A 13,484-nucleotide genomic window follows, 5' to 3' on the forward strand; every position below is an offset into this window, starting at 1 on the left:
ATGCTGGCTACAAACAAACCAGTCTGTTTTTTATTTTGAAACCGTTACTTTACGATCGGCGCGACCTTTTCTTGAAGAAGATCGGCCATTTCTTTCAGCATGTCGTTCAGGAACTCTCTGTCGGGACGCAGAACGGCCTGAACCGCCATGCCGCGGCACATGTTCATGACGATGTTCATGATGACCACAGGATCCGAACTCGATCCGGTCGCCGGAGCAAACGTGCTACGCCAAATGGATTCGAACCGATTGTGAAGCGAGAATATTGCAGGCTGCAGGCGCCTTTGCAGTTCCTCGTCCCCACGGGCCGCCACGATTATCTCGAGAGAAGCGTAGAACCAGTCGCCCTCGAGCATGCGTTTCCAGACAAGATCCAGGAACTCGTCGAGGCTGACCTTGCCAGAGCGCAGTTCGGCGGCCAGTTTCGCCAGGCCTTCCGCGAAGCCGTCGAACATGTCCTCGGTCGCGGCGACGATCAGGTCGATCTTTTCAGGATAGTGATGCGTCTGAGCGCCGCGTGATACGCCGGCACGCTTGGCGATACCAAGCGAGGTCGTGTTGGAGTAACCAACCTCCATCAACAGATCCACGGTCGCCTCATGCAGGCGCCTGCGCGTTCGATCGCTGCGTTCGGTCTGGGTTCTACGCGTCTGCTTCAAGAGATTCGACATACCGACCAGACTGTTTGTAAGTTGGCGATTCTGTCAAGAATTTCTTTTCAGAAAGGTGTTTTCCGGGGTCGAAAACGAAAGTTGAAACGACATTTTCCATCATCTGCTCGGGAAACGAGCACGCGTCTTTCTTGATACACGGTCTGACCTATTGTTTTAGGACACACGGAGGCGATGCACCGCAGCCCCGCAAAGCCCGCACAGACCAGCCCGCGCCCCAACCGTGCACCGCCCCCAGAATTTTTCGAAAATTCTGACCCGGAAAATTCGTAATTTTCCGCCCCAAATTTTTTCACGAAAAATTTGCCCGCGTCTCAGCCCGCGCGCGCCCATTGCAGCTGCTCTTCGGTCTCCACCGCGCAGGGCCGCACCGAGCGCAGCCGCGCCAACGCGGCCTCGGCCTCCTCGCCCGCCTCGACCATCAGGCGCAGTGCCGCCATGCCCGACCGCCCGCACCCGCCGAAACAGTGGATCAGCACGCGCCCGCCGCCTTGCAGCGCCGCCAGCGCGGTCTTGCTGGCCGTATGCCACTCCTCGATCCGTTCCTGTGCCGGCACGCCCATATCCTCCACCGGCAGGTGGATCCACCGCGTGCCCTTGTCCTGGATCTCGGCGCCCATGTCGGCCAGCCCGTGCGTGACCTGCTCGGACACCGTCGTCATCGACACGACCAGCGCCGGCTTCCAGTCCGCGAGGTGCTGCAGATCGTCCTGCCAGTGGCCGCCCCGTCCCGGCATCGGCGCGATGCCGAGGATCCCCTCGGCCACCGGCAACGCGTAGATGACGAAATCCGACATACGCCCGCGCCCCTCAGAGGCGATCCGCCGCGAAGGTGTCACAGGACCGCACGGCGCCGCTCTCATAGCCGGTCGCGAACCAGCGCGACCGCTGCTCCGACGTGCCGTGGGTAAAGGTATGCGGCTGCGGCACCCGCCCCGCGCGTTTCTGCAGGTGGTCGTCGCCGATCCGCCGCGCCGCGTTCAGCGCCTCCTCGATGTCGCCGGGCTCCAGCAGCCCTTCGACCGACCGCGCCCAGACCCCCGACAGGCAATCGGCCTGCAATTCCAGCCGCACGGTCAGCCGATTGGCCTCGACCGGGCTCGCCTGCTGCCGCGCGCGGTTGACCTGCGGCAGGATCCCCAGCTCGTTCTGCACGTGATGCGCCACCTCGTGGGCAATGACATAGGCGGCGGCAAAATCCCCCTTGGCCCCCAGCTCCCGCGACAGCGTGCCGAAGAACTCGGTATCCAGGTATGCCTTGCGGTCCGCCGGGCAGTAGAACGGCCCCGACGCCCCGCCGCAGGGGCTTTGGGTCACGCCCGAATACAGCACCAGCACCGGCGGCACGTAGGTCTCGCCCAGCTGCGCCTCGAACACACCTGTCCAGACTTCCTCGGTGGTGGCCAGCACGCGCGACGTGAACTCCGCCGCCGCCTCGTCCTCGGCGCTGATCTCGCGCGGCGCCGTCTGCTGACCGCCCGCCCCTTCCAGAAGCGGCGTGATGTCGATCCCGGTGAAATAGCCGATCGCCAGCACGATCAGCAGCCCGACACCGCCAAGGCGCAGCCCGCCGCCGCCCATGCCCCGCCGATCCTCGATATTCCGGCTGCGCCGAAAGCCTTTCAACCGCATGATGTCCCCCCAAGGACGATATACCGCAACCAACATAGCCCGGTTTTCGTTCTTTCGGATATACTGAATTTCAAACGGAAAATCCCGACGGAGCCGCACATGCCCCAGGACGATGCCGACCACGGCGAGCAGGACAAGAAAACCCGGTGGGCCGAGAACCGCACCGACTGGGCCTCGGACCGCACGATCCTGGCCAACGAGCGCACCTTCAACAGCTGGATGGGCACCGGCCTCGGTGCCGTGGGCGTCGCCATCGGCCTCAAGGCCGTCTTCGGCGATTTCGAACCCACATGGGCCGCCAAGGCCGTCGCCTCGGTCTTCCTCGGCATCGCCATCGTCGTCTTCTGGTCCGCCCGCAACCAGGCCCGCAAGACCATCAGCAGCATGGACACCTACGATGCCGCGCCCATGCCGACGCGCAATTTCACCCTGCTGGCCAGCTTGATGACGCTGGCCACCCTCGCCGTCGGCGCCATCCTCTGGAGCCTCTGACCCCCTCAGCCCTTGCTGGACCCCGGCGCGTCCCGCCTCTACTCTGCCCGAAAACCCGAATCCCAAAAGGCATTGCATGAGCGAGACCCAAGACAGCGGCTATCAGGTGCTGGCCCGGAAATACCGCCCCGAGACCTTTGCCGATCTCGTGGGCCAGGACGCCATGGTGCGCACGCTCAAGAACGCGTTCGCCGCCGACCGCATCGCGCAGGCCTTCATCATGACCGGCATCCGCGGCACAGGCAAGACCACCACCGCCCGGATCATCGCCAAGGGCATGAACTGCATCGGCCCGGATGGCAACGGCGGCCCCACCACCGATCCCTGCGGCCAGTGCGAGCATTGCAAGGCGATCATGGAAGGCCGGCACGTGGACGTGCTGGAAATGGACGCGGCCTCGAATACCGGCGTCGGCAACATCCGCGAAATCATCGAAAGCGTGCACTACCGCGCCGCCTCGGCCCGCTACAAGGTCTACATCATCGACGAGGTTCACATGCTGTCCACGGGCGCGTTCAACGCGCTCCTGAAGACGCTCGAGGAACCCCCCGCGCATGTGAAATTCATCTTCGCCACCACCGAGATCCGCAAGGTGCCGGTGACGGTCCTGTCGCGCTGCCAGCGCTTCGACCTGCGCCGGATCGAACCCGAGGTGATGCTCGACCTCCTGCGCCGCATCGCCACCGCCGAGAACGCCCAGATCGCCGAGGATGCGCTGGCGCTCATCACCCGCGCCGCCGAAGGCTCGGCGCGCGATGCCACTTCCCTGCTGGACCAGGCCATCTCCCACGGCGCCGGAGAGACCACCGCCGAACAGGTCCGCGCCATGCTGGGCCTCGCCGACCGGGGCCGCGTCATGGACCTCTTCGACCTTGTCATGAAGGGCGACGCCGCCGGCGCCCTGACCGAGCTCTCCTCGCAATACGCCGAAGGCGCCGACCCCATGGCGGTGCTGCGCGACCTGGCCGAGGTCACGCACTGGGTCAGCGTGGTCAAGATCACGCCCGAGGCCGCCGAGGACCCCACCATCGGCCCCGACGAACGCACCCGCGGCGGCCAGATGGCCGAGGCGCTGCCGATGCGCGTGCTCACCCGCATGTGGCAGATGCTGCTGAAGGCGCTGGAAGAGGTGGCCGCCGCGCCGAACTCCATGATGGCCGCCGAGATGGCGATCATCCGCCTCACCCACGTCGCCGACCTCCCCACGCCCGAGGATCTCGTGCGCCGCCTGCGCGACAACCCGCCGTCCGGCCCCGCGCCCACGCCGCCCTCCGGCGGCAACGGCGCACCCCACGGCGCGCCCGCGCCCCAGTCAGGCCAGTCCGGCGGATATGCCCCGACGCAAACGTCCGGCGGCGGCCATGGCGGCGGCGTCACCGCGCTCGCCACCCAGGCCGAGGCCGCCCTCGCGCATTACCCCACCTTCGACCACGTGGTCGAACTCATCCGCGCCCACCGCGACGTGAAACTGCTGGTCGAGGTCGAGACCTGCGTGCGCCTCGCCGCCTACCAGCCGGGCCGCATCGAATTCGTCCCCACGGACGCCGCCCCCACCGACCTGGCCCAACGCCTCGGCACCCGCCTGCAAACCTGGACCGGGAACCGCTGGGGCGTCACCGTGGTCAACGAAGGCGGCGCCAAGACCATCGCCGAGGTCCGCGACGCCGCCCGCAACGCGCTCGAGGCCGAGGCCCGCGAACACCCGCTGGTGCAAGCCGTCTTCGCCGCCTTCCCCGAGGCCCGCATCGACGACATTCGCACACCCGAGGACATCGCCGCAGAGGCCCAGGCCGACGCGCTGCCCGAGGTGGACGAGGAATGGGACCCCTTCGAAGAGGACTGACCCCTGCCGCCCCCGCCTCTCATGGCCGTCGGACGCACGCCCCGACCGCGAACTGATCGAGGGCGGCAAAATCGTCGGCCCGGGCCCGTGTGACCAGTGACACGCGTTCCGGCCCCGAAAGCGACGGGCCGACCTCCAGCGCGTAGACGTAGTCGTCCCCGGCCATCTCCATTCGGCACGCATCGTCGCAGATGAACACGTAAGGCAGATCGTCCCCGTACCCCGTCCGTGTCTCAAGAAAGGCGGAATGGACCGCACCGTCATGCGCGTAGATGCGCAGGACGCCCGAAACCAGGCCGGTCCCGTCCGCCGGCGCCAGGCTGCATTCCGTCACCGCCGCCGCTGCGGGCCACGGCACCGCCAACACGCCAGCCCACAGAAGGTGTCGCACCATGGCCCGTCCTTCCAATTGACCGTCCCCGGTAATACGCTCATTTCGGACCCGCTCAAGGAAAGTCTTGCCTTATGCGCCGCAACACATGCTTGTCGACCTGCGCCGCGCTGCTGGCCGCCCTGCCCGTGTCTGCCCGCGCGCAGGAGGTCTGCGCGCGCGTCCGCCCCGACTGGGACGGCGCGCCCGTGCCCGCGTGGGAGGAAGCGATCCTGCTCTTCGGCTCGCCCGCCTCCCTGGCGCTGCTTCTCGCCTCCGCCCTCGTCCTGCGCTTCCGCAGCGCCTGGGGCGCGCTCGCCGTTTTCGTCGGGTGGAGCCTGCTGGTCTCGGCCTTCACTCTCTTCGACCCCACCGGCGGCCAGCGCACCGCCGCCGCGGCCGAGGGATGCATCGGCTCGCCAGTGCTCTTCATCTCGATCGTCATGGCCATCGGCGTGGGCCTGCTGCTCTATACCGGCAAACCGAAGGACGACACGCCCCACCTCTGACGCAGGTTGCGCCTCATTATCGCCCAAAACCGCTGCTACCTTCCCGCGCCGGGGCAAAGGTGATGATATGTCAGTCGGATTCAACAGACCCTCTCGCGACTACGCGCAGTTGCGCCGGTGCCACCGCTGCGCCGGCTCGGGCCAGGCACCCTGCCAGGTCTGCTTCGGCCAGGGCACCACGCACCGGCGGATGGACCGCTTCGGCAAACCCGTCCACGACCGCTGCGATGGCTGCTTCGGACGCAAGACAACCCGCTGCGGGCTGTGCAACGGCGACGGCTTCATCTCCTGATCACCGGCTGCGTAGGGTGGGTGAAAACCCACGCGCGCTCGCAATCCCCATGGACACAGCCCGCCCCACCGTCCTACCCTTCGACACATGACAGACACACCCGAACACCGCTGGCACGACATGGGCGGCCAGCCCGCCGGCCCCATCCCGATGGAAGGCCACGACTTCGCGCTGTGGGAAAAACGCGTCGACGCCCTCATGGTCCTCTGCGGCGCCAAGGGCCTCTTCACCGTCGACGGGCTCAGGCGCGCGCTCGAGGACATGGGCGAGGACGCCTTCGAGAAATATTCCTATTACGACCGCTGGATCGCCGCCACCAACCAGAACCTCATCGAGGCGGGCGTCTACACGCTCGAGGAACTGGGCCAGCGCATGGAAGAGGTCGCCCGCCGCGGCGCCACCTATGGCGAGGCACAGGAATGACGCCCGCAGGCACTAGGGTCCGCGTGAAGACGATGACCCCGCCGGGCCATGTCCGCGCGCCCTCCTACCTGCGCGGCAAGACCGGAGAGGTCGAGCGCGTGCTCGGCAACTTCAGGAACCCCGAACAGCTCGCCTACGGCCTGCCCGCCCCGGAAAAGATCCTCTACCGCGTCCGCTTCACCATGGCCGAGCTTTGGGGCGACGCGGCGGAAAACCCCGCCGACACCGTCGACGCCGAGATCTACGACCACTGGCTGGAAGAGGCCTGACGGACATGCCCCACGACCACCACGATCACCTCTCGCCGTCGGGCCACCCCTACCGACAGGACAACGACGCGCCCCTGACCTATTTCCAGCGCATGGAAATCGCCGTGCGCGAGCTTCTGATCGAAAAGGGCCACCTGACCCCGGCCGAGATCGCCACCCAGATCGACACGATGGATGCCCGCTCGCCGGCCAACGGCGCCGCCGTGGTGGCCCGCGCCTGGACCGACCCGGACTTCAAGGCACGGCTGATGGAAAACGCCGGCGACGCCACCCGCGAGATGGGCTTCGACATCGGCCCCCTGCATCTGGTGGCGGTCGAGAACACCGCCGACACCCACAACATGATCGTCTGCACACTGTGTTCATGCTACCCGCGCAACCTCCTGGGCCTGCCGCCCGACTGGTACAAGACACGCGCCTACCGCTCCCGTGCCGTCAAGGAACCCCGCGCCGTGCTGCGCGAGTTCGGCGTGGACCTGCCCGAGACCACGCGCATCCGCGTCCACGACAGCACCGCCGACATGCGCTACATCGTCCTGCCCGCCCGCCCCCCGGGCACCGAGGGCATGACCGAGGCCGCGCTGGCCAAGCTGGTCACCCGCGACTCGATGATCGGCACCGGCCTGCCCCTCGCACCTGAAAACACTTGAGGCGACCCCGCGCCCGGCGTATCCCCTGTCCATGAGCCGCGAGACCGAAAAAATTCCCCTCGGCGAACGCCTGACCGGCGCGGCCCTCGTCGCGCCCATCCGCCTGGCCCGCCTGCTGCCCTACCGCTGGCGCATCCCCTTCGCCGCCTGGCTGACGACGCGCGTGCTGGCGCCGCTTGCGGGCTACCGCAAACGCGTCCGCGAAAACCTCGCCCTCGTCCGCCCCGACCTGTCGCGCGCAGAGGTCGAGAGCCTCGCCCGCCGCGTCCCCGACAATGCCGGGCGCAACATGATGGAGCTCTACTCGCCCGAGTTCCCCGACAACGCCCGCAAGTCGCCGGTCGTCGGCCCCGGCCTGCCGGATGTGCGCGCCGCCCGCGACGCCGGCCGCCCGGTCATCTTCGTCACCGGCCATTTCGGCAGCTTCAACGCCGCGCGCATGGCGATGATGGAACAGGGCTTCAACATGGGCGTGTTCTATCGCCCCATGGCCAACCGCCCGTTCAATTCGCATTATGTCCAGGCGATGGCCGACCTCTCCGAGCCGATGTTCGAACAGGGCCGCAAGGGAATGATGCAGATGGTCAAGCACCTGCGCTCCGGCGGCGTTCTGGCGATCCTCAACGATCTCAACGCCCATGACGGCGTGCCGCTCGATTTCTTCGGCAAGCCTGCGCTGACATCGCTCGCCACCGCCGAGATGGCACTGAAATTCGACGCCCTTCTCGTCCCGGTCTGGGGTCTGCGCGACCCCGACGGCCTCCACTTCACCATCCACACCGAAACGCCCATCGCCCATTCCGATCCCGTCACCATGACCCGCGAATTCAACGCCCGGCTGGAAGCGGCCGTGCGCGACAACATGGAACAGTGGTTCTGGATCCACCGCCGCTGGAAAGACGGCACCGGCCCGCTGGCAGACCGCGGCGCCGACTACCTGCGCGAACTGGAAGAAAAAGCCTGATCCGAAGGTGCGGCTGCGCCGCGCTCTTTTCGGTTTGATGAGGGGCACTGCCCCTCAAACTCCCAGGAGTAATTCCAGCAGGAAAAGCCCGGAGCACTCCAGCTCTTCCTCTGGCCATAAATATCCCCGCCGGAGGCCTGAAACTCTTATCGTCTCACGTCCATTTCGCCACCGGCGGCAGGCTCATCAGCACCGCATCCGCATCATGCCCCGTGGCCAGGCCGAACTTGGTGCCCCGGTCGTAGACAAGGTTGTATTCGGCATAAAGCCCGCGATGCACCAGCTGCGCCTCCTTGTCGGCCTCGCTCCAGTCCTGCGCGCGGCGTTTCTCGACCAGCGGCAGGTAGGCCTTCAGGAACGCCCGCCCGATATCCTGCGTCAGGGCGAAATCCGCCTCCCAGTCGCCGGTATTGCGGTCGTCCATGAAAATGCCGCCCACGCCCCGCGCCCTGTGCCGGTGCGGGATATAGAAATACTCGTCCGCCCAGGCCTTCAGCGCCGGGTAGATCTCCTGCCCGTGCGGATCCAGGTGCATCTTCTGCTGGTCGTGGAAATGCGCGGTGTCCTCGTCATACTCGATGCAGGGGTTCAGGTCCGACCCGCCACCGAACCACCACGCATGGGGCGTCCAGAACATCCGCGTGTTCATGTGCACCGCCGGAACATGCGGGTTCTGCATATGCGCCACAAGGCTGATGCCGCTGGCCCAGAAGCTGGGATCGTCCGCCATCCGCGGCACGCCGCGCGCCGCCATCGCCTTCTGCGCCTGCTCTCCCAGCTGGCCGAAGACTTCCGACACGTTCACGCCCACCTTCTCGAACACACGGCCCCCGCGCATCACGCTCATCAGCCCGCCACCCGCGTCCGATCCGTCCTCGCTGGTGCGCCTGGTGGGCTTTACCTCGAACCGCCCCGGCGCCGCGTCCGACATCGGACCGCTCTCGTGGCTGTCCTCCAGCCCCTCGAAGGCGGCGACGATCTCGTCGCGCAGCTGGTGAAACCACGTCGCGGCGCGGGATTTCTGTTCTGTCATGTCCGTCATGCTACTTCCTTCGCGCGGGCCGCCCGCAAGGGCGGACGAGCGGGCTTCCTTAGTGCGCGGGCGCCGACACCGGGTCAAGCAGCGACCGGCCGCCATCCACCGTCATGATCTGCCCGGTCATGAAGCTCGATCCGTCGCAGGCCAGGTACTGCACGGCCTCGGCCATCTCGTTCGGCGCCGCGATCCGTCCCAGGGGCGTATGCGCCTCGATATCCTCGCGGTAGGTCTTGTTGTCGCGCAGCGTGTCCTGCAGCGACGCGCTCATGACCGACCCGAACGCCACCGCGTTCACCCGGATCCGGTGCGGCGCCAGCGCCACCGCCAGGCTGCGCGTCATCTGGTCCACCGCCGCCGAGGCGATGGAATAGCCCAAGAGGTCGGGATGCGTCCGCCGCCCGGCGATCGACGACAGGTTCACGATCGAGCCCACCGGCCCCTCGTCGCGCCCTTCCGCCTGCTTGATCATCCGCTTGGCCACAAGCTGGCTCAACCGCAGCGCCGTCATCAGGTTCTGGTTCAGAAGCTGCTCCACCGCGTCGTCGTCGGGGTTCAGCGGATCCGACGGCAGCAATTGCCGCCACGCGTTGACCAGGACATCCACATCCTCGTAGGCGTCGATCGTCGCCGACAGGAGGTTCGCCAGCGTCAGCTTTTCCCGCAGGTCGCCCGCGAACCATCGCTTGCTGGCGCCATCCTCGTTCTCGCCCAGCTCGTGCTTGAGCTGCTTTTCGTTGAGGTCCGCGAACATCACGTTCGCCCCCTTGTCGACGAAATGCCGCCCGATGGCGAGGCCCACGCCACTGGCCGCGCCGGTCACGATGACCGTCTTTCCCTGTATCGAAAAGGACATGGCTCGATCTCTCCCTGATGGCCCGCCCGGACCGTTCTAGCGCAACTCAGCCCCGGGTGCGAGACGGTCGTGCCGCCTGCACGATCTTGAAGCGGTTGTCGCCGCCGATCTCGCGCACCTCGCCGAAGGCCGCCGCAAGATCGCCCTCGTAAGGCAGGTGCCGGTTGGCCACCATGTAAAGCTGCCCGCGCGGGCTCAGCATGCGGGCCGCCGCCCGGATGAAGGCGCGTCCCAGCTCCGGGTCACTGGCCCGCCCGATATGAAAGGGCGGGTTCATCACCACCGCGTCCACCGGCCCCGGCGCGGTCCAGTCCCGCGCGTCGGCCCAGTGAAACGCGGCCCGCGCGTCGTTGACGTTCTCGCGCGCGCAGTCCAGCGCGACGCGATCGGCCTCCACCAGGTGCAGCGCCTGCACGGCGTCGCGCCTCAGCACGTGATGCGCCAGGTACCCCCAGCCCGCGCCCAGGTCGACCACCTGCGCGCCCAGCTTCTCGGGCAATGTGTCGACCAGCAGGCGCGAGGCCGGGTCCACCCCGTCGGCCGAGAAAACACCCGGCGCGGTGACGAACGTCTTTCCGTCATCCTCCACCGTCGTGCTGTCCGCCAGCGCCCAGTCGGAGAAATCAGCGCCCGCGCCGATGCTGAAAAGCTTGCCATGCGCCTTCGACAGCGGCGCGGACACATCGGACCGCTTGCGGCAGGCTTTCAGGATCGATTCGATCCCGTCCGTCTTGGCGCCGTCCACCACGACGATCCCGTCGCTGACGCCCGCGGCCTCGGCGATCAGCCCCTGGCACTGCGCCTTGGCCCGCGTGGCAAAGACCAGCGCCGCCCCGTAGCGCCCCTCGGGCGCCAGCACACAGTCCCATCCGGCGGCCTGGAACGCCTCCCAGTCGGGCCGGAACCGGGTGATGATCTGCGTGCGGTCCTTCGGCAGCGCCGACAGGTCCGCCCCCGTGCGCGGCGCGAACACGGCCACCCGCGCGCCCTCGGGCCACGCGATCGTGCCATCCTCCACGGCCAGCGACAGGCGGGATGCCGTGCTCACCCTATTCCTTTTCCATGGTGCATTGCAGCGGATGCTGGTGGCGCCGGGCGAAATCCATCACCTGCCCCACCTTGGTCTCCGCAATCTCGTGGCTGAACACGCCCACGACCGCGACGCCCTTCTTGTGCACGGTCAGCATGATTTCGAACGCCTGCGCGTGATTCATGCCGAAGAACCGCTCCAGAACCGCCACGACGAATTCCATCGGGGTGTAGTCGTCGTTCAGCAGCAACACCTTGTAAAGCGGCGGCCGCTTGGTCTTGGGCTTGGTATCGACCACCACGGCGGCATCGCCGTCGCCGTCATCGTCCTTGCCCGACATGATCACCTGGTGCTGCATCAATCCCCGTGCTGCGTATGGCGTTTCGTGAGCGGTTTATATAACTTCCATGAAGCGTCTGAAAAGGGGGCGCGTCGGGGGCAAGGGCCGCAATGACGCAAAATCTCACGACAATCGCCTTCGATGCCGACGACACGCTCTGGCACAACGAACGGTTCTTCAAGCTGACCGAGGACAGATTCGCCGATCTCCTGCGCGATTACGTCGAAGGGCACCACCTGGCCGAGCATCTTCTGGCCGCCGAGAAACGCAATCTCGGGCACTATGGCTTCGGCATCAAGGGCTTCACCCTGTCGATGATCGAAACCGCCATCGACGTCACCGACGGCCGCGTGCCGGCCTCGGTCATTTCCGAGCTCATCGCCGCGGGCCGCGAGATGCTGGAACATCCCATAGAGCTTCTGCCGCATGCGCGGGAGGCGGTCGAGGCCGTGGCCGACACCCACCGCGTGCTTCTGGTGACCAAGGGCGACCTTCTGGACCAAGAGCGCAAGCTGGCCCAGTCAGGGCTGGGCGACCTCTTCGACGCGGTCGAGATCGTGTCTGACAAGACGCCCGAAATCTACACCCGCATCTTCGACCGCCACGGCACCGGCGCGGCCCATGCGCTGATGGCCGGCAATTCCCTGCGCTCGGACGTGAACCCGGTGATCGCCGCCGGCGGCTGGGGCGTGCACGTCCCCCACGACCTCACCTGGGGCTACGAGGTGGACGACGCCCCCAAGGACGTCACGCGATTTCGCAAGGTGAAGGATCTGGGCGAATTACCCGCGCTGGTCGACGCGATCGGATGAAACCGTGCGAAAGCGCGGCCCAGCCGAATGCGTAGGGTGGGTGAAACCCACGCGCCACTCCCGTAGGGTGGGTTTCCAACCCACCAAACCCCAACGCGCACTCCTGCCCCAGAACCGCCATCCCGCGCTCTGCCGATCGCGCGCGCCCATTCCGCAAACGCCGCGAATCTCGCCCAGGCCCTCTGCCCTGATCGGTCAAAACGTAGGGTGGGTGAAAACCCACGCGCCGCACCCGTAGGGTGGGTTTCCAACCCACCAAACCCCAACGCGCACCCCTGCCCCAGAACCGCCGCCCCCGGTCTGCCAATCGCGCGCCCCCATTCGGCAGGCGTCTCGAATCTCGCCCAAGGCCTCTGCCCTGCTTGGTCAAATCGTAGGGTGGGTGAAAACCCACGCGCCACCCCCGTAGGGTGGGTTTCCAACCCACCGCACCCCTACTCCAGGACCGCCGCCGCCTCGATCAACCCCGCGCCGCCCTTGTTCTGCAACAACACCGCCACCGGCGCGTCGCCCCCGGCCTCGGCGCTGACGCGCAACGGGGCGGCCCCGTCCCATACGCCCAGCACCCGCATCTCGGTCACCACGTTGGCATAGCTGATCGTCCGGCCCGCGTTCTCGCCGCGCTTGATATGCACCGTGCTCTCGGGCCGGAACCGCACCAGCTGTACCGTCAGCGGCCCGTCCAGCGCCTTCAGGCTTTCCGCCTCCACCAGCACGCTGTCGCCTTGCCGCGTGAGGTCCAGCGCCACCGTCTGCGGCAGCCGCCGGTGCCGGTCGATCACGTCCACCACGTCCATGGGCCGGTTGCCCACCACGTCGTCGGCCCCGTTGATCACCATCTGCGGCGTGTAGATCACGTTGCGCTCCGCCATCTTGGCATAGGCCCTCTGCCGCTTGGTGTTCGCCGGGCTGGCAAAGCTGTCCTTCCAGCCGATGTAATCCCAGTAATCCACGTGCATCGACAGCGCGATCACGCCCTCGTGGCCCGCCACCTTGTGAAAGAACTTGTCCGCCTCGGGACAGGACGAACAGCCCTGGCTCGTGAACAGTTCCACCACCACCGGGCGGCCCGTTTCCTGCGCCATCGCCGGTGCCGCGAAAAACAGCACAAGGGCCGCGACCCCCGTGAACACTCTGCTGAAATTCATGTCTGGCGCTCTACTTCATTGTTCGTGACACCGCTTCTGAGTATTCATCCCGGCATGAAACTGCCAATCAAGGTTTCGAGAGAGTCGCGTGAAAACTGTAACATTCATCAATTGTGTGCAATAGTATACAAAACCTGCCGACCCCCT

The 13,484-nt window shown here is 66.6% G+C and carries 18 protein-coding genes; 9 read left to right on the forward strand and 9 right to left on the reverse strand.

Features of this window, described 5'->3' with window-relative positions; translation table 11 throughout:
• Positions 1–44: 44 nt before the first annotated feature.
• The 3 genes from KUV49_RS01650 to KUV49_RS01660 all read right to left on the reverse strand — a co-directional run bounded on the left by KUV49_RS01650 (position 45) and on the right by KUV49_RS01660 (position 2,303).
• Complete coding sequence (locus KUV49_RS01650; protein ID WP_222451323.1) at positions 45–671, reverse strand: TetR/AcrR family transcriptional regulator; 627 nt, start codon at positions 669–671, stop codon at positions 45–47.
• 314 nt (positions 672–985) lie between these two features.
• Positions 986–1,468 (reverse strand): protein-tyrosine phosphatase family protein, encoded by a 483-nt coding sequence (locus KUV49_RS01655; protein ID WP_222451324.1) that lies wholly within the window; start codon positions 1,466–1,468, stop codon positions 986–988.
• Between the two features lie 13 nt (positions 1,469–1,481).
• On the reverse strand, positions 1,482–2,303 hold the full coding sequence (locus KUV49_RS01660; protein ID WP_222451325.1) for a neutral zinc metallopeptidase: 822 nt from the start codon (positions 2,301–2,303) through the stop codon (positions 1,482–1,484).
• 99 nt (positions 2,304–2,402) lie between these two features.
• On the opposite strand from KUV49_RS01660, the gene KUV49_RS01665 reads away from it, so the two are divergent.
• Both KUV49_RS01665 and KUV49_RS01670 read left to right on the forward strand, forming a co-directional pair.
• On the forward strand, positions 2,403–2,795 hold the full coding sequence (locus KUV49_RS01665) for a YidH family protein (RefSeq protein ID WP_222451326.1): 393 nt from the start codon (positions 2,403–2,405) through the stop codon (positions 2,793–2,795).
• A 76-nt stretch (positions 2,796–2,871) separates the two neighbouring features.
• Positions 2,872–4,638: a DNA polymerase III subunit gamma/tau gene (locus KUV49_RS01670; RefSeq protein ID WP_222451327.1), complete on the forward strand. Its 1,767-nt coding sequence runs from the start codon at positions 2,872–2,874 to the stop codon at positions 4,636–4,638.
• 19 nt (positions 4,639–4,657) lie between these two features.
• Here KUV49_RS01670 and KUV49_RS01675 read toward each other — a convergent pair whose 3' ends face one another.
• Complete coding sequence (locus KUV49_RS01675) at positions 4,658–5,032, reverse strand: hypothetical protein (RefSeq protein WP_222451328.1); 375 nt, start codon at positions 5,030–5,032, stop codon at positions 4,658–4,660.
• A gap of 71 nt (positions 5,033–5,103) precedes the next feature.
• On the opposite strand from KUV49_RS01675, the gene KUV49_RS01680 reads away from it, so the two are divergent.
• The 6 genes from KUV49_RS01680 to KUV49_RS01705 all read left to right on the forward strand — a co-directional run bounded on the left by KUV49_RS01680 (position 5,104) and on the right by KUV49_RS01705 (position 8,115).
• Entirely contained in the window at positions 5,104–5,517 is a 414-nt protein-coding gene (locus KUV49_RS01680; RefSeq protein ID WP_222451329.1) for a hypothetical protein, read from the forward strand.
• Between the two features lie 67 nt (positions 5,518–5,584).
• Positions 5,585–5,809 (forward strand): hypothetical protein, encoded by a 225-nt coding sequence (locus tag KUV49_RS01685; protein ID WP_222451330.1) that lies wholly within the window; start codon positions 5,585–5,587, stop codon positions 5,807–5,809.
• Positions 5,810–5,929: 120 nt separating this feature from the next.
• A complete protein-coding gene (locus KUV49_RS21685) occupies positions 5,930–6,232 on the forward strand; it encodes an SH3-like domain-containing protein (RefSeq protein WP_222452046.1) in 303 nt (100 codons plus the stop codon).
• Positions 6,233–6,264: 32 nt separating this feature from the next.
• Positions 6,265–6,501, forward strand: a complete 237-nt coding sequence (locus KUV49_RS21690; protein ID WP_410001405.1) for an SH3-like domain-containing protein — start codon at positions 6,265–6,267, stop codon at positions 6,499–6,501.
• Positions 6,502–6,506: 5 nt separating this feature from the next.
• The gene (gene nthA / locus KUV49_RS01700) at positions 6,507–7,151 is read left to right on the forward strand and encodes a nitrile hydratase subunit alpha (protein ID WP_222451332.1); all 645 of its coding nucleotides are present in this window, start codon (positions 6,507–6,509) and stop codon (positions 7,149–7,151) included.
• Positions 7,152–7,182: 31 nt separating this feature from the next.
• Complete coding sequence (locus tag KUV49_RS01705) at positions 7,183–8,115, forward strand: lysophospholipid acyltransferase family protein (protein ID WP_222451333.1); 933 nt, start codon at positions 7,183–7,185, stop codon at positions 8,113–8,115.
• A 154-nt stretch (positions 8,116–8,269) separates the two neighbouring features.
• On the opposite strand, the gene hemF is transcribed toward KUV49_RS01705, so the two are convergent.
• Genes hemF through clpS form a run of 4 tightly spaced genes read right to left on the reverse strand, consistent with a single transcriptional unit; the run spans position 8,270 to position 11,395 of the window.
• Positions 8,270–9,157: an oxygen-dependent coproporphyrinogen oxidase gene (gene hemF / locus KUV49_RS01710; RefSeq protein WP_222451334.1), complete on the reverse strand. Its 888-nt coding sequence runs from the start codon at positions 9,155–9,157 to the stop codon at positions 8,270–8,272.
• A 49-nt stretch (positions 9,158–9,206) separates the two neighbouring features.
• Positions 9,207–10,007, reverse strand: a complete 801-nt coding sequence (locus tag KUV49_RS01715; protein WP_152491059.1) for an SDR family NAD(P)-dependent oxidoreductase — start codon at positions 10,005–10,007, stop codon at positions 9,207–9,209.
• 46 nt (positions 10,008–10,053) lie between these two features.
• A complete protein-coding gene (locus KUV49_RS01720) occupies positions 10,054–11,055 on the reverse strand; it encodes a class I SAM-dependent methyltransferase (protein ID WP_222451335.1) in 1,002 nt (333 codons plus the stop codon).
• 1 nt (position 11,056) lies between these two features.
• Positions 11,057–11,395: an ATP-dependent Clp protease adapter ClpS gene (gene clpS / locus KUV49_RS01725; RefSeq protein ID WP_103763109.1), complete on the reverse strand. Its 339-nt coding sequence runs from the start codon at positions 11,393–11,395 to the stop codon at positions 11,057–11,059.
• A 92-nt stretch (positions 11,396–11,487) separates the two neighbouring features.
• Between clpS and KUV49_RS01730 the strand changes: the two genes are divergently transcribed.
• The gene (locus KUV49_RS01730) at positions 11,488–12,189 is read left to right on the forward strand and encodes an HAD family hydrolase (RefSeq protein WP_222451336.1); all 702 of its coding nucleotides are present in this window, start codon (positions 11,488–11,490) and stop codon (positions 12,187–12,189) included.
• A gap of 434 nt (positions 12,190–12,623) precedes the next feature.
• Here KUV49_RS01730 and KUV49_RS01735 read toward each other — a convergent pair whose 3' ends face one another.
• Positions 12,624–13,337 carry a DUF1223 domain-containing protein gene (locus KUV49_RS01735; RefSeq protein WP_222451337.1) on the reverse strand — a complete coding sequence of 238 codons (714 nt, stop codon included), beginning with the start codon at positions 13,335–13,337 and terminating at the stop codon, positions 12,624–12,626.
• Positions 13,338–13,484: the final 147 nt, after the last annotated feature.

Source organism: Roseovarius atlanticus (assembly GCF_019802205.1).
In the GTDB taxonomy this organism is placed as follows: Bacteria; Pseudomonadota; Alphaproteobacteria; order Rhodobacterales; family Rhodobacteraceae; genus Roseovarius; species Roseovarius atlanticus_A.